This is a genomic window from Mycobacterium alsense (assembly GCF_002086635.1).
GTDB classification, from domain to species: Bacteria; Actinomycetota; Actinomycetes; order Mycobacteriales; family Mycobacteriaceae; genus Mycobacterium; species Mycobacterium alsense.
Genome location: NZ_MVHD01000018.1, coordinates 67,660 through 84,270, shown reverse-complemented (window position 1 = coordinate 84,270; position 16,611 = coordinate 67,660). Strand labels below are relative to the sequence as shown.

At 72.0% G+C, this 16,611-nt stretch carries 18 protein-coding genes; 13 read left to right on the top strand and 5 right to left on the bottom strand.

Translation table 11 applies throughout. The annotated features are described in order from the left end of the window. A partial coding sequence (locus BST11_RS12980) for a twin-arginine translocation signal domain-containing protein (protein ID WP_142276324.1) occupies positions 1-346 on the bottom strand: 346 nt, incomplete at its 3' end. Between the two features lie 186 nt (positions 347-532). Here BST11_RS12980 and rimP point away from each other — a divergent pair. The 7 genes from rimP to BST11_RS12945 all read left to right on the top strand — a co-directional run bounded on the left by rimP (position 533) and on the right by BST11_RS12945 (position 8,029). Further along, positions 533-1,075, top strand: coding sequence for a ribosome maturation factor RimP (rimP, locus tag BST11_RS12975; RefSeq protein WP_083138359.1), 543 nt, complete (start codon positions 533-535; stop codon positions 1,073-1,075). Next, positions 1,072-2,115: a transcription termination factor NusA gene (gene nusA, locus BST11_RS12970; RefSeq protein ID WP_083138358.1), complete on the top strand. Its 1,044-nt coding sequence runs from the start codon at positions 1,072-1,074 to the stop codon at positions 2,113-2,115. The genes rimP and nusA overlap by 4 nt, the downstream gene beginning before the upstream one ends. A gap of 122 nt (positions 2,116-2,237) precedes the next feature. Then, positions 2,238-2,516 carry a YlxR family protein gene (locus BST11_RS12965; RefSeq protein ID WP_308211617.1) on the top strand — a complete coding sequence of 93 codons (279 nt, stop codon included), beginning with the start codon at positions 2,238-2,240 and terminating at the stop codon, positions 2,514-2,516. A gap of 67 nt (positions 2,517-2,583) precedes the next feature. Beyond that, positions 2,584-5,259 carry a translation initiation factor IF-2 gene (gene infB, locus BST11_RS12960; RefSeq protein WP_083138357.1) on the top strand — a complete coding sequence of 892 codons (2,676 nt, stop codon included), beginning with the start codon at positions 2,584-2,586 and terminating at the stop codon, positions 5,257-5,259. Beyond that, positions 5,259-5,741, top strand: a complete 483-nt coding sequence (rbfA, locus tag BST11_RS12955) for a 30S ribosome-binding factor RbfA (RefSeq protein ID WP_083138356.1) — start codon at positions 5,259-5,261, stop codon at positions 5,739-5,741. Before infB ends, rbfA begins: the two co-directional genes overlap by 1 nt. Then, a complete protein-coding gene (locus BST11_RS12950; RefSeq protein ID WP_142276323.1) occupies positions 5,716-6,726 on the top strand; it encodes a DHH family phosphoesterase in 1,011 nt (336 codons plus the stop codon). Before rbfA ends, BST11_RS12950 begins: the two co-directional genes overlap by 26 nt. After that, positions 6,719-8,029 carry an MATE family efflux transporter gene (locus BST11_RS12945; RefSeq protein ID WP_083138355.1) on the top strand — a complete coding sequence of 437 codons (1,311 nt, stop codon included), beginning with the start codon at positions 6,719-6,721 and terminating at the stop codon, positions 8,027-8,029. Before BST11_RS12950 ends, BST11_RS12945 begins: the two co-directional genes overlap by 8 nt. A 6-nt stretch (positions 8,030-8,035) precedes the next feature. Here the strand turns inward: BST11_RS12945 and BST11_RS12940 are convergent, their stop codons facing one another. Both BST11_RS12940 and BST11_RS12935 read right to left on the bottom strand, forming a co-directional pair. After that, positions 8,036-8,611 carry a hypothetical protein gene (locus BST11_RS12940; RefSeq protein ID WP_083138354.1) on the bottom strand — a complete coding sequence of 192 codons (576 nt, stop codon included), beginning with the start codon at positions 8,609-8,611 and terminating at the stop codon, positions 8,036-8,038. Positions 8,612-8,672: 61 nt separating this feature from the next. Then, positions 8,673-9,422 (bottom strand): enoyl-CoA hydratase, encoded by a 750-nt coding sequence (locus BST11_RS12935; protein WP_083138353.1) that lies wholly within the window; start codon positions 9,420-9,422, stop codon positions 8,673-8,675. Positions 9,423-9,513: 91 nt separating this feature from the next. On the opposite strand from BST11_RS12935, the gene BST11_RS12930 reads away from it, so the two are divergent. After that, positions 9,514-9,789 carry a DUF2277 domain-containing protein gene (locus BST11_RS12930; protein ID WP_083138352.1) on the top strand — a complete coding sequence of 92 codons (276 nt, stop codon included), beginning with the start codon at positions 9,514-9,516 and terminating at the stop codon, positions 9,787-9,789. Then, positions 9,786-10,340, top strand: coding sequence for a DUF1802 family protein (locus tag BST11_RS12925; RefSeq protein ID WP_083138351.1), 555 nt, complete (start codon positions 9,786-9,788; stop codon positions 10,338-10,340). Before BST11_RS12930 ends, BST11_RS12925 begins: the two co-directional genes overlap by 4 nt. Here BST11_RS12925 and BST11_RS12920 read toward each other — a convergent pair. Further along, a complete protein-coding gene (locus BST11_RS12920; protein ID WP_244897637.1) occupies positions 10,299-12,011 on the bottom strand; it encodes a CocE/NonD family hydrolase in 1,713 nt (570 codons plus the stop codon). The two genes, BST11_RS12925 and BST11_RS12920, sit on opposite strands and share 42 nt — an antisense overlap. A 51-nt stretch (positions 12,012-12,062) precedes the next feature. Then, positions 12,063-12,638 (bottom strand): DUF3558 domain-containing protein, encoded by a 576-nt coding sequence (locus tag BST11_RS12915; RefSeq protein ID WP_083138370.1) that lies wholly within the window; start codon positions 12,636-12,638, stop codon positions 12,063-12,065. 164 nt (positions 12,639-12,802) lie between these two features. Here BST11_RS12915 and BST11_RS12910 point away from each other — a divergent pair, with 164 nt between their 5' ends. From BST11_RS12910 to BST11_RS12895, 4 genes are read left to right on the top strand one after another with little or no spacing between them, the layout of a single operon-like run. After that, positions 12,803-13,768, top strand: a complete 966-nt coding sequence (locus tag BST11_RS12910) for a metallophosphoesterase family protein (RefSeq protein WP_083138350.1) — start codon at positions 12,803-12,805, stop codon at positions 13,766-13,768. A gap of 8 nt (positions 13,769-13,776) precedes the next feature. After that, positions 13,777-14,475 carry a 4'-phosphopantetheinyl transferase PptT gene (gene pptT / locus BST11_RS12905; RefSeq protein ID WP_083138369.1) on the top strand — a complete coding sequence of 233 codons (699 nt, stop codon included), beginning with the start codon at positions 13,777-13,779 and terminating at the stop codon, positions 14,473-14,475. After that, positions 14,472-15,350, top strand: coding sequence for a tRNA pseudouridine(55) synthase TruB (gene truB, locus BST11_RS12900; protein ID WP_264010355.1), 879 nt, complete (start codon positions 14,472-14,474; stop codon positions 15,348-15,350). Before pptT ends, truB begins: the two co-directional genes overlap by 4 nt. 54 nt (positions 15,351-15,404) lie before the next feature. After that, on the top strand, positions 15,405-16,607 hold the full coding sequence (locus BST11_RS12895) for a lipid-transfer protein (RefSeq protein WP_083138367.1): 1,203 nt from the start codon (positions 15,405-15,407) through the stop codon (positions 16,605-16,607). The last annotated feature ends 4 nt before the right edge of the window (positions 16,608-16,611 follow it).

Genomic DNA, 16,611 nt, shown 5'->3' with positions numbered 1-16,611 from the left:
GGGCCGCGCTGGGGCTGGAGGGGCTGGTCGTCTCGCTCGACGACGAGGTGAGCTTGCCGGCCGCGCGCGCAATCTCCGTCGACAGGGCGCGGGCGTGCGCGGTGCGCTGGGTGGCGACCACCGTCAGGGCGGCCGCGATCTGGGGCGGGGTGCCGACGGCCGCGGCGGCGGCACTGGCGAGCGCGCTGTCTTTGCGGGCCTGGTCAAGCGGGCCCAACAGGTTTTCGACGGGCGGCGGCTTGGGCGGGGACTCGCCGCAGGCCGAGGCCACCACCCCGAGCGCAGCGAGGGCCGCGGCGCCGGCGAGCACGCCCCGCCGGTTGGTGACGGGTGCTGCGCTGGACACAGCAACATCCTGCCATCGGCGGGGTGGGTCACGAACGCCGGCAGCCCCGGCGGCCGCGCGGCGATCGCGCCGTCATCGGTGATTCCTGGCGTATCGTGGATAGCTGACTAGACCGGAAGCCACCCGGAAGCCACCTGGGTGGCTCCTCCGCCAGATGACCGGACAACTCAAGATGAGGAGCTCGCCGTGACCACCGGGCTACCTTCCCAGACGCAGGTGATCGAGCTACTCGGCGGAGAGTTCGTGCGCGCCGGTTACGAAATCGAAGACGTGGTCATCGACACCCGGGCGCGCCCGCCGCGGATCACCGTGATCGCCGACGGCGACGACCCCCTCGACTTGGACACGATCGCCACCCTGTCGCGGTCGGCCTCGGCTTTGCTCGACGGCCTGGACGGCACCGCGCAGCGCTACGTGCTCGAGGTCTCCTCGCCCGGCGTGGACCGCCCGCTGACCACCGAGAAGCACTTCCGCCGTGCCCGCGGCCGCAGGGTCGAGGTTGCGCTGTCGGACGGGTCCCGGCTGACCGGCCGCCTCGGTGAGACCCGCGATGGCGCGGTCGCGCTGGTCGTCCGCGTCGGACGGGACTGGGCGCTACGCGAAATCCGGCTCGGCGATATCACGAAAGCCGTTGTGCAGGTGGAGTTTTCGCCGCCGGCACAGGCGGAGATGGAACTGGCGACCGGGGCGATCAGGGGTCGGGCCGATGCGACGGAGGCCGGGACATGAACATCGACATGGGCGCGCTGCACGCGATCGAGGTGGACCGGGGCATATCGGTCAACGAACTCCTCGAGACGATCAAATCCGCGCTGCTGACCGCCTACCGGCACACCCAGGGTCACCAGATGGACGCGCGCATCGAGATCGACCGCAAGACCGGCGTGGTGCGCGTGATCGCCCGCGAGACCGACGAGGACGGCAACGTCATCAGCGAATGGGACGACACCCCCGAGGGTTTCGGCCGCATCGCCGCGACGACCGCCCGCCAGGTGATGCTGCAACGGTTCCGCGACGCCGAGAACGAGCGCACCTACGGCGAGTTCTCCACCCGCGAGGGCGAGATCGTCGCGGGCGTCATCCAGCGGGACAGCCGGGCGAACGCGCGCGGGCTGGTCGTCGTGCGAATGGGCACCGAGACCAAGGCCTCCGAGGGCGTCATCCCGGCCGCCGAACAGGTCCCCGGCGAGAGCTACGAGCACGGCAACCGCATCCGCTGCTATGTGGTCGGGGTGACCCGGGGGGCCCGCGAGCCCCTGATCACGCTGTCGCGCACGCACCCCAACCTGGTCCGCAAGCTGTTCTCGCTGGAGGTCCCCGAGATCGCCGACGGGTCGGTGGAGATCGTGGCGGTGGCCCGCGAGGCCGGTCACCGCTCCAAGATCGCGGTGCGCTCCAACGTGCCCGGCCTGAACGCCAAGGGCGCGTGCATCGGCCCGATGGGGCAGCGCGTGCGCAACGTGATGAGCGAGCTTTCCGGGGAGAAGATCGACATCATCGACTACGACGAGGACCCCGCCCGCTTCGTCGCCAACGCGCTGTCGCCGGCGAAGGTCGTCTCGGTGTCGGTCATCGACCAGACCGCCCGGGCCGCGCGCGTGGTGGTGCCCGATTTCCAGCTGTCGCTGGCCATCGGCAAGGAGGGCCAGAACGCCCGGTTGGCGGCCCGGCTCACCGGGTGGCGCATCGACATCCGCGGCGATTCGCCGGGCCACGACGAGAGCCATCCCGAACACGGCGCCAGCCACGGAATGGCGCACGACCGCTAGCCGTTCTGGCCTCCGGCCAAGGGACGCTAGACTTACCCGTGATCCAGCGCGAGCCTTCGGACTTGGCACACAGAAACACTGTTGGACCGGTGCGAACGTGTGTGGGGTGCCGAAAGCGAGGGTTGGCCGCCGAACTGCTTCGAGTGGTGGCTGTGTCGACGGGGAACGGCGAGTATGCCGTGATCGTTGACAGCAGGAGTAACCTGCCGGGGCGGGGTGCGTGGTTGCATCCCGAACCGCGTTGCGTGCAACAGGCGATTCGGCGGCGGGCTTTCACCAAAGCGCTGCGCATCGCCGGTTCACCGGACACCTCCGCGGTGGTCGAGCACCTGCAGGCGCACGACTCGCCCGGCAACAGAACAGGTAGCAAAGAACATGAGCACACCGTGAAGTCCCGATGACAATGCGTCATAGCTAAACCCGAGGCGCGGCCGGCCCACGACTGTCGCCTCATAGACAGGAGATGTAGTGGCAGGTAAGGCCCGCGTACACGAGTTGGCCAAGGAACTCGGTGTCAGCAGCAAAGAAGTTCTCGCCCGGCTGAGCGAACAGGGCGAATTCGTCAAATCCGCATCCTCGACCGTCGAGGCGCCGGTGGCCCGCCGGCTGCGCGAGTCGTTCGGCGGCAGCAAGCCGGCCCCCGAGAAGGCGCCCGCGAAGTCGCCCGACAAGGCACCGGACAAGTCCCTCGACAACGCCCTGGACAAGGCGATCAGCAAAGCCGGCGGCAACGGCGAAGCGACGGCCGCGCCCGCCAAGCCCGCCGCGGCGCAGGCCTCCGCCGGTGCGCCCCCCGCGCCGCCGGCGCCCGCGCGGCCGTCTCCCGGGCAGCCCGCGCCGCCGGTCCCCGGCGCGCCGCCGGGCGCCCGGCCCGGCCCCATGCCCAAGCCCCGCGCCCCGCGCGTCGGCAACAACCCGTTCTCGTCGGCGCAACCCGTCGACCGGCCCATCCCACGCCCGGTGCCCCGGCCCGGCGCCCCGCGGCCCGGCGCGCCCCGCCCGGGCGTCTCGCCCGGCAGCATGCCGCCGCGGCCCGGCGGCGCCGCGGCGCAGGGCCGCCCGCCCCGGCCCGGCGCCCCACGACCCGGCGGCGGCCGGCCCGGCGCGCCCGGGGGCCGCTCCGACGGCGGCGGCGGCAACTACCGCGGCGGGGTCGGCGCCCCGCCCGGTGGCGGTTTCCGGGGCCGTCCCGGCGGCGGTGGCGGTCGGCCCGGGCAGCGCGGCGGCGCGGCCGGCGCGTTCGGCCGCCCCGGCGGCGCGCCCCGGCGCGGCCGCAAGTCCAAGCGGCAGAAGCGCCAGGAATACGACTCGATGCAGGCGCCGGTCGTCGGCGGCGTGCGGTTGCCGCACGGCAACGGCGAGACCATCCGCCTGGCGCGCGGGGCATCGCTGTCCGACTTCGCCGAGAAGATCGACGCCAACCCGGCGTCGCTGGTGCAGGCGCTGTTCAACCTCGGCGAGATGGTGACGGCCACCCAGTCGGTCGGCGACGAGACGCTCGAGCTGCTGGGCAGCGAGATGAACTACGTCGTCCAGGTCGTCAGCCCCGAGGACGAGGACCGCGAGCTGCTGGAATCCTTCGACCTCACCTACGGCGAGGACGTCGGCGACGAGTCCGAATTGCAGACCCGCCCGCCGGTCGTGACCGTGATGGGCCACGTCGACCACGGTAAGACCCGGCTGCTGGACACGATCCGCAAGGCCAACGTCCGCGAGGCCGAGGCCGGTGGCATCACCCAGCACATCGGCGCCTACCAGGTCGGCGTCGACTTCGACGGCGCCGAGCGGCTGATCACCTTCATCGACACCCCGGGCCACGAGGCGTTCACCGCCATGCGTGCCCGCGGCGCCAAGGCCACCGACATCGCGATCCTGGTGGTCGCCGCGGACGACGGCGTGATGCCGCAGACGGTGGAGGCCATCAACCACGCGCAGGCCGCGGACGTGCCGATCGTGGTGGCGGTCAACAAGATCGACAAGGAGGGCGCCGACCCGGCCAAGATCCGCGGTCAGCTCACCGAATTCGGTTTGGTGCCAGAGGAGTTCGGCGGCGACACGCTGTTCGTGGACATCTCGGCGAAGGAGGGCACCAACATCGAGGCGCTGGAGGAGGCGGTGCTGCTGACCGCCGACGCCGCCCTGGACCTGCGGGCCAATCCCGACATGGAGGCCCAGGGTGTGGCGATCGAGGCGCACCTGGACCGCGGCCGCGGGCCGGTGGCCACGGTGCTGGTGCAGCGCGGCACGCTGCGCGTCGGCGACTCGGTGGTCGCCGGCGACGCCTACGGCCGGGTCCGCCGCATGGTGGACGAGCACGGCGACGACGTCGAAGAGGCGCTGCCGTCGCGCCCGGTGCAGGTCATCGGCTTCACGTCGGTGCCCGGTGCCGGCGACAACCTGCTGGTCGTCGACGAGGACCGCATCGCACGCCAGATCGCGGACAAGCGCAGCGCCCGCAAGCGCAACGCCCTGGCGGCGCGCAGCCGCAAGCGGATCAGCCTGGAGGACCTCGACTCGGCGCTCAAGGAAACCAGCCAGCTGAACCTGATCCTCAAGGGCGACAACGCCGGTACGGTCGAGGCGCTCGAGGAGGCCCTGATGGGCATCCAGGTCGACGACGAGGTGGCGCTGCGCGTCATCGACCGCGGCGTAGGTGGCATCACCGAGACCAACGTCAACCTGGCGTCGGCGTCGGACGCGATCATCATCGGCTTCAACGTGCGCGCCGAGGGCAAGGCGACCGAGCTGGCCAACCGCGAGGGCGTGGAGATCCGCTACTACTCGGTGATCTACCAGGCGATCGACGAGATCGAGAAGGCCCTGCGCGGCATGCTCAAGCCGATCTACGAGGAGAACCAGCTCGGCCGCGCCGAGATCCGGGCGATCTTCCGGTCGTCGAAGGTGGGCATCATCGCCGGCTGCATGGTCAGCTCCGGCGTGGTGCGCCGCAACGCGAAGGCCCGGTTGCTGCGCGACAACATCGTGGTCACCGACAACCTGACCATCAACTCGCTGCGGCGGGAGAAGGACGACGTGACCGAGGTCCGCGAGGGCTTCGAATGCGGTATGACGCTGGGCTATTCCGACATCAAGGAAGGCGACATCATCGAGTCCTACGAGCTGGTCCAGAAGGAACGCGCCTGATGGCGGATCCGGCCCGAGCCCGCCGGCTGGCCAAGCGGATCTTCACGATCGTCGCCTCGGCGATCGAGTTCGAGATCAAGGATCCGGGGCTGGACGGGGTGACCGTCGTCGACGCGAAGGTGACGGCCGACCTGCACGACGCGACGGTGTTCTACACGGTGATGGGTCGCACGCTCGACGAGGAGCCCGACTACGCCGGCGCCGCGGCCGCGCTGGAGCGGGCCAAGGGCGCGCTGCGCACCATGGTCGGGGCCGGCACCGGCGTGCGCTTCACACCCACGCTGACGTTCGCCCGAGACACGACGGCCGACAGCGTGCAGCGCATGGACGAGCTGCTGGAGCGGGCCCGCGCGGCGGACGCCGACCTGGCGCGGGTTCGTTCGGGCGCCAAGCCGGCCGGGGAGGCCGATCCGTACCGGGGTAGCGGGGATAGCGACGCGCGCGACGGAGACACCGGTGACGGCGATCGACCCGACGACTGAACTGGCCGGCGCCCCGCGGGTGGGCGCGCGTGTCGACGCGCACGGGGCCGTCGAGCTGCTGTCGCGCGCGGAGACGGTGGCGGTGGTCGCCCACGTCCACCCCGACGCGGACACCATCGGTGCCGGGCTGGCGCTGGCGCTGGTGCTGGACAAGTGCGGCAAGCGAGTCGAGGTCAGCTTTGCCGCGCCCGAGACGCTGCCGGAGTCGCTGGCCTCGCTGCCGGGCTGCCGGTTGCTGGTGCGTCCGGCCCAGCTGCGCCGCGACGCCGAACTGGTTGTGACCGTTGACGTTCCGAGCGTCAAGCGGCTGGGGGAGCTGAGCGAGTTGGCCGGGCCCGGGCGCGAGTCGCTGGTGATCGACCACCACGCCTCCAACGACCTGTTCGGCACCGCCAACTTCATCGACGTGTCGGCGGATTCGACCACGATGATGATCGCCGACATCCTCGACGCGTGGGGCAAGCCGATCGATCCGGAGGTCGCGCACTGCATCTACGCCGGCCTGACGACCGACACCGGGTCGTTCCGCTGGGCCAGCGCCCGCGCGCTGCGGCTGGCGGCGCGGCTGGTCGACGCCGGCGTCGACAACGCCGCGATCAGCCGCACGCTGATGGACACCCACCCGTTCGTGTGGCTGCCGCTGCTGTCGCGCGTGCTGGCCTCGGCGCGGCTGCTGCCCGACGCGGCCGGCGGTCGCGGGCTGGTATACGCGGTCGTCGGGCATCAGGACTGGATCAGCTCCCGCCCCGAGGAGGTCGAGAGCATCGTCGACATCGTGCGGACCACGCAGCAGGCGGAGGTCGCGGCGGTCTTCAAGGAGGTCGCCCCGCGGCAGTGGTCGGTGTCGATGCGGGCCAAGGCCGACGTGGACCTGGCGGCGGTCGCGTCCGCGTTCGGCGGCGGCGGCCACCGGCTGGCCGCCGGCTATTCGACCGGCGGCTCGATCGACGACGCCCTCGCGTCGCTGCGCGCGGCGCTTGGCTGACTACCGGCAGATCGCGAAGCTGGCGCTACCGGCGCTGGGCGTGCTGGCCGCCGAGCCGCTCTACCTGTTGTTCGACACGGCGGTCGTCGGCCGGCTCGGCGCCCTGAGCCTGGCCGGGCTGGCGGTCGGTGCCCTGGTGCTGGGGCTGGTGGGCTCGGACCTGACGTTTCTGTCCTACGGCACGACGGCGCGCTCGGCCCGCCACTACGGCGCCGCGGATCGGCGGGCGGCGGTGGTCGAGGGCGTCCAGGCGACGTGGATGGCCCTGGTCCTGGGCGCGCTCGTGGTGGTCGCGGTGCAGCTCGCTGCGGTGCCGCTGGCGTCGGCGATCGCCGGTGGCCACGCCGGCGGCCGCGACATCGCCGGCGCGGCGCTGCCCTGGCTGCGGATCGCCATCCTGGGCGCCCCGGCGATCCTGGTGTCGCTGGCCGGCAACGGGTGGATGCGCGGCGTGCAGGACACCGTGCGCCCGCTGCGCTACGTGACCGCGGGCTTCGGCCTCTCGGCGCTGCTGTGCCCGCTGCTGGTCTTCGGCTGGCTGGGGTTGCCCCGCCTGGGGCTGGCCGGCTCGGCGGTGGCCAACCTGGCCGGGCAATGGCTGGCCGCGGCGTTGTTCGGCCGCGCGCTGCTCGCCGAGCGCGCGCCGTTGGGCCCCGACCGCGCGGTGCTGCGGGCCCAGCTGGTGATGGGCCGCGACCTGGTGGTGCGCACGCTGGCCTTTCAGGCCTGCTTCGTCTCGGCGGCCGCGGTGGCCGCCCGATTCGGCGCTTCGGCGCTGGCCGCGCACCAGGTGGTGCTGCAGCTGTGGGAATTTCTTGCGCTGGTTCTGGATTCGCTGGCGATCGCGGCGCAGGCGCTGGTGGGCGCGGCGCTGGGCGCCGGCGACGCGCCGCACGCCAAATGGGTGGCCCGGCGGGTGACGGTGTTTTCGACGGCGGCCGCCGCGCTGCTGGCCGCGGTGTTGGCGGTGGGCTCTCGCGCGCTGCCCCGTCTGTTCACCGGCGACGGCTCGGTGCTGGCCACCATCGGTGTCCCGTGGTGGTTCCTGGTGGCCCAATTGCCTTTCGCGGGGGCGGTTTTCGCATTGGACGGCGTGCTGCTGGGCGCGGGGGACGCCGCCTTCATGCGGACCGCCACCGTGGTCAGCGCGCTGGTCGGCTTCCTGCCGCCGATCTGGCTGTCGCTGGTGTTCGGTTGGGGCCTGGCCGGCATCTGGGCGGGCCTGAGCGCGTTCGTCGCGCTGCGGCTGGTCTTCGTCGGCTGGCGAACGTCGGCCGGCGGCTGGGCGGTCACCGCGCGCTGAGCGGCGTCAGAACGCCCAGCTTCCCGATCGCTGCAGCACGAACCCGTGGTCGCCGCTGGTGGTGTCCAGGCAGGCGACGAGGCTGTCGGCGCCCACGGCGCAGGTCACGTTGAGGTAGGACAATTTCTGGCCCGCGCCCAACGGCTTGCCGGCCGGCGGCAGCGCGGGCGGGTTGCCGTCGCAACCGCCGTAGGACATGCGGCTCAACGCGTAGCCGGGTCCCTTGAAATTCGCCGCGCCCACCACGCAGTCGCCCGGCCGCGGGCGGCCGCCGCCGGAAATCGGGACGTCGTCCATCCCGGGCATGTCCCCGCTGCACTTGATGTCCTGCGACGGCTGCGTCGGCGGCGCCGTCCCGCCATAGAAGTCGCACACCAGCGTCGGGCTCGCGGAGAAGCTGATGCGGGGCGCGCCGCCCTGCGGCGGGGTGGCGGCGTAGCCGTCCGCGGGCACGGCGGTGAAACCGTCGAGGTTGGGAAATCCCGGCGGCGGCGACGCGCCGGCCCGCGGTGGGGCGCCCGCGATCGCAGCCGCCGCCAGGGTCAGGCCACCGAGGGCCCGCATCGCGCGGCCGGCACGCATCCGACTCCTCCTGCGCCGAAGGGACTGTTGTGGGGATCGTATTGCCCCCGCGCGCCCACCCCTAACGCACCTGTTCACGCCCACGTGCCAGCACCTTGTCGCGGTTGGCGGCGATGTCGGCCGCGCTGGGCCGGAATTGCCGCGCCGCCATCGCCTCCAGCCACAACCCCGGGCCGGTCTGCGTGTCGTCGATGCGGTGATACGACGCCAGCAGCGCCCGCACCGCGTGCTGGTTGTTGCCGACGATCGACGCCGCCACCTGGCGGGCCGTGGGCATCAGCCGGTCGTGCGCCACCACCTCGGTCACCAGGCCGGCGCTCAGCGCCTCGGCGGCCGACAGATAGTCCCCGGTCAGGCTCATCCGCCGGGCCAGCCCGACGCCGACCTTCTGGGGGAGGCGCACGCTCAGCCCCCAGGTGGGCAGCAGCCCCACCCGGGCGTGCGTGTCGGCGAAGCGCGCGTGCTCCGACGCGATGAGCACGTCGCAGTACAGGGCCACCTCCAGGCCGCCGGTGACCGCGGCGCCGTTGATCGCGCCGATCACCGGCTTGGTCATCGGTGGCCATCGCGGCGAGATGTCCGGCAGCGCCGACTGGCTGCCCAGCTCCTTGAGGTCCAGCCCGGCGCAGAACACCGGGTCGGAGCCGGTGACGATGACGACGTCGACGCCGTCGTCGGTCTCGGCGTCGGCCAGGGCGCCGAAGAACCGGTCCCGCAGCGCCGAGGACAACGCGTTGCGCGCCTGGGGGCGGTTGAGGGTCAGCGTGCGCACCCGCTCGTCGGTTTCGATCAGCAGGATGTCGTCGGTCATGCGTTCACCGTAGCCAGCCGGCTCAACCGGGCCGCGGCGGCGGCGCCGTCGGGCCGGCCCATCGGAGCCTGTCGTTGCCTATCGTGGAGCCATGTGCCGGAACATCACCGAACTGCGGGGCCTGCAGCCGGCGGCCACACCCGAGGAGATCGCGGCCGCCGCGCGCCAGTATGTGCGCAAGGTCAGCGGCATCACGCGGCCCTCGGCTGCCAACGAAGCGGCGTTCGAGGAGGCGGTCGCGGAGGTCACCGCCACAACGGCGCGGTTGCTGGCGGCCCTGCCGCCGCGGCGCCAGCCGCCGAAGAGCGTCCCGCCGTTGCGCCGGCCCGAGGTGCTGGCCCGGCTGGCCGGCCCGGGATCGCCTTGACCACCGCGCTCAAGGAGTGGGGCGCGGTCGTGCACGCGCTGCTCGACGGCCGCCAACGGGTGCTGCTGCGCAAGGGCGGCATCGGCGAGAAGCGGTTCGACCTCGCGGCCCGGGAGTTCCTGCTGTTCCCGACCGTCGCCCACAGCCACGCCGAGCGCGTCCGGCCCGAACACCGCGACCTGCTCGAGGCGGGGGCCGCGGACAGCACCGACCAGCGCCTCGTGCTGCGGGCGGCGGCGAAAGTCGTTGCCGCGCAAGAGGTCAACCGGCCCGAGGGTCTAGCCGAGCTCGAGGACCTGCACATCTGGACCGCCGAGTCGGTGCGCGAGGACCGGCTGGACTTCCGGCCCAAACACAAGCTGGCCGTGCTGGTGGTGTCGGTGCTTCCCCTGGCCGAGCCGGTGCCGGTCGCGCGGGCACCCGAGTACGCGGGGTGCGTCAGCTGGGTGCGGCTGCCGCTGACGCCGGCCGATGTCCGGCTGGCGGGGCCGGTGCACGACGACGACGCGCTAGACCGGGTCGCCCTGCGGGTCCGCGACGCGGTCGGCTAGCGGGTCGGCGCGCTCGGCGGAAGGCTCGGCGGACCCGACGGGGAGCAGCAGGCGGGAGGGTCCGTAGTGCACGGCGTGGGTGGTCCGCCTGGACTCCCGCGCGGTCAACAGGGGTTCGCCGGTGCCGAGGTTGCGCGCGTAACGGGGGAAGCAACCGCCCGCGATCAGGACGCGGATGCGTGAGCCGGCGCGGAACCGGTGGGCGATCGGGTCGAGCTCGATCCGCACGGTCCCGGCCGAGGTGCCCACGGGTTTCACCCGCCGGTAGCCGTCGCTGACGTTGCGGGAGCGGCCCTTCGCCCCGAACCCGCTGACCTCGCTCACCCGGACGAACAGGTCGGCCTGGGGGCCGTCGGCGTTGTGCGAGAGCTCGACCACGGGGCTTCCGTAGACGTACAGATCCTGGGCGAGGGTGAGGCCGGTGAAGGCCAGCACGTCGTCGCGCAGGGCGAGGCCGCTGTCGTCGCGGTAGCCGCCGTCCGGGGACAGCAGCGGGCCGCCGGTGGTCGGCGTCGGGTCGGCGGGGTCGTAGCGAAATGTCGCCGGCGCCACGCCGTTCAGCGCCGTCGGCGCGCTTTCGCCCAGGTGGCCGCCGGGGCGCAGGTACAGCGTCCGTTCGGTCGTGGCCGGCGGCCAGTCGGGCAGGATGCGCCAGCCCCGGCCCCTGGCCGTGCCGGTGACGTAGACGCGGACCCGGCCGGGCCGGCGCGGCTCGGCGCCGCCCAGGTGGGTGTCGAGCCAGTCCAGGGTGTCCCGCGCGCTGGTGGGCAGTCCCTTGCCGAGCAGCTGGGTGTGCACCCAGGGCCCGACGGTGAGCGCCGCGTCGACACCCCGGGCGCGCAGCCGCGCATACTGCTGCATCGTCTGCCGGAGGAAAATGTCCTGCCAGCCGCCGATGAGCAGCACCGGCACCCGCACCCGGTCCAGCGCCTCGGTGAACCGCAGCGGGTCCCAGAACGCGTCGTTCGGATCGTCGTGTCGGGCCCACGCTTCGAACCACGGCGCGCCTGCGCCCAGCACCTCCCGCACCGCCGCGCCGAGGGGCAGCGCACCGGCCACCTCGGCCACCTTGCGCCGGGCCTGCAGCTGGCGCAGTAGCAGCCGGACCCGCGACGGGTCCTCCTGGTGCGCGACCACATCGCACCAGCCCAAGAAGTCGCCGACGGTGAACGAACCGCTGCCCCACGAGTGGTCGTTGAAGTCGTGCGGGCCGGCGGTGATGACGGCGGCCGCCAGCTCCGGCGGCGGATCGCGCAACACCGCCCACTGGGTGAAGCCCAGATACGACACGCCGACGGTGGCGAACCGGCCGGTGAACCACGGCTGCCCGCGCAGCCACTCCACCGTGTCGGCGCCGTCGGCGGCCTCGTTGACCATCGGCTCGAAATCCCCGCCCGACCCGAATGTTCCACGCACGCTTTGGAATACGACGTGATAGCCGCGGGCGGCGTACAGCCGGGCGAACGCCCACGAGAACGGGAACGCCCGCCCGTACGGCCCGCGGAGCAGCAGGGTGCCGACGGGGGCGGACGTGACGGGCGCGTAGTGGTCGGCCACCAGCAGGGCGCCGTCGCGCATCGGCACCTTGACGCGCTCCACGGTGTACTCGGTGGTCGCCCGCGGCAGCCCCAGCAGCCAGGCGAGCGCGTTGTCTCCGCCTCGCCCCAGGATTCCCGGCGCGGATCGTGCGGCGCTGGTGGGGGTGTTGGTCACGCGGGCTGGCTAGAACTTGTAGTAGGGCGCGAGGTCGTTGGCGCGCTGCAGATTGGTCGACATGCAGTCGACTTCGGGGTTGGAGTAGACCGTCGAGTAGTACAGCGCCTGCTGCAGCACGCCGTAGCTGGTCTTGAACGCGACCATGCACGAGAAGAACCAGAAGCTGTTGTGATAGGTCGGCTTCATGACCCAGTACTGCGCGGCGCGATGGCCCTGGATCGTCGTCTCGACGGCGTCGGGGGGCAGTGACTGCTCGTAGGTGCGCCAGATGATGGGCTCGATGGCCATCTGGTAGTTACCCGCATCGAAGTGGCAGCGCAGCCCGTCCTCGTGCTCGGGCGGGGTGAATGCCAGCCCGAGCCGTTGCAACGCGTCGAGGGGGATGTCCTCGCACGCGTCGAAGGGGCGCGGGTCGGTGGTCGCCACGATGGGACTCTTCATGGTGGTCTCCATCGGCGCGGCCGTCGATCGCAACTCCACCGGCCCGCCCCCGGCGGGCCCCGGCGGGGCGGCGTGGGCGCCCAGCACCGTCGCGGCGGCGACCGCGCCCAGCGCCCCGAGCAAACGCAGATTGGCCAACACCGACATCTCCTACCCCCACCCGGTCGCGCCTCGGCGGGCCCTTTGCCGGGAGTGTACAAGCCGAGCGAGCACCGTCACAGTCACACGAGAACACGTTCCAATCCCCGCGGGCAAGGGCCGAGTGGAAACCGGCCCGTCGCGGCGAGTCGTTAGGCTGGTGAGTCGTGGCGACACGGGAATCGACGAACGGCGCGCAGCCGACGCTCTGGGCGGTTTCCGACCTGCACACCGGCCACCTGGGCAACAAGCCGGTCACCGAATCGCTGTACCCGTCGTCGCCGGACGACTGGCTGATCGTCGCCGGCGACGTCGCCGAACGCACCGACGAGATCCGCTGGGCGCTCGACCTGCTGCGCCGCCGCTTCGCCAAGGTGATCTGGGTCCCCGGCAACCACGAGCTGTGGACCACCAACCGCGACCCCATGCAGATCTTCGGCAAGGCCCGCTACGAGTACCTGGTCACCATGTGCGACGAGCTGGGCGTCGTCACCCCCGAGCATCCGTTCCCGGTGTGGACCGAACGCGGCGGCCCGGCCACGATCGTGCCGATGTTCTTGCTGTACGACTACACCTTCCTGCCCGCGGGGGCGACGAGCAAAGCCGAGGGCATGACGATCGCGCGGCAGCGCAACGTGGTGGCCACCGACGAGTTCCTGCTTTCGCCCGAGCCGTACCCCACCCGCGAGGCCTGGTGCCGCGAGCGGCTGGCCACCACCCGTGCGCGCCTCGAAGAGCTGGACTGGATGACACCGACCGTGCTGGTCAACCACTTTCCGCTGGTGCGGGAGCCCTGCGACGCGCTGTTCTACCCGGAATTCTCGCTGTGGTGCGGCACCACCCGGACCGCCGACTGGCACACGCGCTACAACGCCGTCTGCTCGGTGTACGGGCACCTGCACATCCCGCGCACCACCTGGTACGACGACGTGCGCTTCGAGGAGGTGTCGGTGGGTTACCCGCGGGAGTGGCGCCGCCGCAAGCCGTACAGCTGGCTGCGCCAGGTGTTGCCGGACCCGCAGTACGCGCCCGGCTACCTCAACGACTTCGGCGGCCACTTCGTCGTCACACCCGAGATGCGCCGGCAGGCCGCCCAGTTCCGGGAACGCGTGCGGCAGCGGCAGTCCCGGTGACCGGGCGCATGACCGGACGCACGCTGGTGTCGTCGGTGCTGCCCGACGCCCTTCTCTCTTCGGCGTCCGCCGACCTGGCCTACGCCGAGGCCTACTCCGACCCGCCGGACCTGGCGCCGCTGCCCGAGGAGGAGCCGCTGATCGCCAAGTCGGTGGCCAAGCGGCGCAACGAGTTCATCACCGTCCGCCACTGCGCCCGCATCGCGCTGGGCGAGCTCGGCGTGCCGCCGGTGCCGATCCTCAAGGGCGACAAGGGAGAACCGTGCTGGCCCGACGGCGTGGTGGGCAGCCTCACCCACACCGCGGGCTACCGCGGCGCGGTGGTGGGCCGCGCCGGCGCGGTGCGCTCGGTGGGCATCGACGCCGAACCGCACGACGTGCTGCCCGACGGCGTGCTGGAGGCGATCAGCCTCGAGGAGGAGCGCCACGAGATCTCCACGTTGCCCGGGGACCTGCATTGGGACCGGATCCTGTTCTGCGCCAAGGAGGCAACCTACAAGGCCTGGTTCCCGCTGACCCGGCGCTGGCTGGGTTTCGAGGACGCCCACATCGTGTTCGACTTCGATCCGCCCGGCCGGGGAACCACCGGAGTGTTCGTCTCCAAGATCTTGGTCGACGGCGAGGCGCTGTCCGGCCCGCCGCTGACCGCGCTGCGGGGCCGCTGGTCGGTCGAGCGCGGCCTGGTGCTGACGGCCATCGTGTTGTGAACGCGGGCCTGGTCGTCATCGACAAGCCGGCCGGAATGACCAGTCACGACGTGGTGGGCCGCTGCCGGGGGATCTTTTCCACCCGCCGGGTGGGTCACGCCGGGACGCTGGACCCGATGGCCACCGGCGTGCTGGTGATCGGCGTCGAACGCGCCACCAAGATCCTCGGCCTGCTCACCGCGGCGTCGAAGTCGTACGCCGCCACCATCCGCCTGGGCCAGACCACGTCCACCGAGGACGCCGAAGGCGAAGTGCTGCAAAGCACTTCGGCCGGACACCTGACCGAGGAGGCGATCGGCGCCGCGGTCGCCGGGTTGCGCGGCGACATCGAGCAGGTGCCGTCGGCGGTCAGCGCGATCAAGGTCGACGGCCGCCGGGCCTATCGGCTGGCACGGGAGGGACGGGCCGTCGAGCTGGCGCCCCGCCCGGTGCGCATCGACCGCTTCGACGTGCTGGCCGCACGCCGAGAGGGGGAGGTCGTCGATCTCGACGTCGAGGTCGACTGCTCGTCGGGCACCTACATCCGCGCGCTGGCCCGCGATCTCGGCGCCGCGCTGGGTGTGGGGGGGCACCTGACCGCGTTGCGGCGCACCCGCGTCGGGCGTTTCGGGCTGGACCGGGCGCGCACGCTGGACGAGCTGGCCGAACGGCCGGCGCTGACCTGGTCGCTGGACGAGGCGTGCCTGCTGCTCTTTCCCCGCCGCGACCTGTCCGCCGAGGAGGCCGTGGCGACGGGCCACGGGCGGGCGCTTTCGCCGGCCGGTATCGACGGCGTCTACGCCGCCACCGACGCCGACGGCCGGGTGATCGCGCTGCTGCGCGACCAGGGGTCGCGCACGAAGCCGGTGGTGGTATTACGCCCGGCGACGCTGTAGGCATACGCTGGGGCGCGGGTAGCTAGACGGGCTACGGTTCGGAAGGGGCCAATGATGTCCAGCAAAACGTCCAACAAGGTTTACGTCGTCGGCGTCGGCATGACGAAGTTCGAGAAGCCGGGCCGACGCGAGGGCTGGGACTACCCGGACATGGCGCGGGAGTCGGGCACCAACGCGCTCGCCGACGCAGGCATCGACTACCGCGAGGTGCAGCAGGGCTACGTCGGCTACTGCTCGGGCGACTCCACGTCCGGCCAGCGCGCGCTCTACGAGCTGGGCATGACCGGCATCCCGATCGTCAACGTCAACAACAACTGTTCGACCGGCTCCACCGCGCTGTTCCTGGCGGCGCAGGCCATCCGCGGCGGGATCGTCGACTGCGCGATCGCGCTGGGCTTCGAGAAGATGCAGCCCGGCGCGCTCAGCGGTGGCGCCGAGGACCGCGAATCGCCGATGGGGCGCCACGTCAAGGCGATGGCCGAGATCGACGAGTTCGCACTGCCCGTCGCGCCGTGGATGTTCGGTGCCGCCGGCCGCGAGCACATGCGCCAATACGGCACCACCGCAGAGCATTTCGCCAAGATCGGCTACAAAAACCACAAGCACTCGGTCAACAACCCGTTCGCGCAGTTCCAGGAGTCCTACACGCTCGACGACATCCTGGCGGCGCGGATGATCTCCGACCCGCTGACCAAGCTGCAGTGCTCGCCCACGTCCGACGGCTCCGGCGCGGCGATCGTGGCCTCGGAGGGCTTCGTCGACAGCCACGGGCTGGCCGACCGGGCGGTGGAGATTGTCGGGCAGGCCATGACCACCGACTTCGCATCGACGTTCGACGGCACCGCCAAGAACCTCATCGGCCACGACATGAACGTGCAAGCGGCGCAACAGGTTTACGACCAGTCCGGGCTGGGGCCCGAGGACTTCCAGGTGATCGAGCTGCACGACTGCTTCTCGGCCAACGAGCTGCTGCTGTACGAGGCGCTGGGCCTGTGCGGCCCGGGTGAGGCGCCCAAGCTGGTCGACAACGGCGACACCACCTACGGCGGGCGCTGGGTGGTCAACCCGTCCGGCGGCCTGATCTCCAAGGGTCACCCGCTGGGTGCGACCGGGCTGGCGCAGTGCGCCGAGCTGACCTGGCAGCTGCGCGGCGCCGCCGACAAGCGTCAGGTCGACAACGTCACGGCCGCCCTGCAGCACAACATCGGGCTGGGCGGCGCCGCCGTCGTGACCGCCTACCAGCGCGCCCAGCGCTGATCCC

Coding starts and splice junctions, on each gene's coding strand:
- pptT (WP_083138369.1), top strand. CDS start 13,777: ATGACCGGACGCACGCTGGTGTCGTCGGTGCTGCCCGACGCCCTTCTC.
- rbfA (WP_083138356.1), top strand. CDS start 5,259: ATGGCGGATCCGGCCCGAGCCCGCCGGCTGGCCAAGCGGATCTTCACG.
- BST11_RS12930 (WP_083138352.1), top strand. CDS start 9,514: ATGTGCCGGAACATCACCGAACTGCGGGGCCTGCAGCCGGCGGCCACA.
- BST11_RS12935 (WP_083138353.1), bottom strand. CDS start 9,422: ATGACCGACGACATCCTGCTGATCGAAACCGACGAGCGGGTGCGCACG.
- BST11_RS12940 (WP_083138354.1), bottom strand. CDS start 8,611: ATGCGTGCCGGCCGCGCGATGCGGGCCCTCGGTGGCCTGACCCTGGCG.
- nusA (WP_083138358.1), top strand. CDS start 1,072: ATGAACATCGACATGGGCGCGCTGCACGCGATCGAGGTGGACCGGGGC.
- BST11_RS12895 (WP_083138367.1), top strand. CDS start 15,405: ATGTCCAGCAAAACGTCCAACAAGGTTTACGTCGTCGGCGTCGGCATG.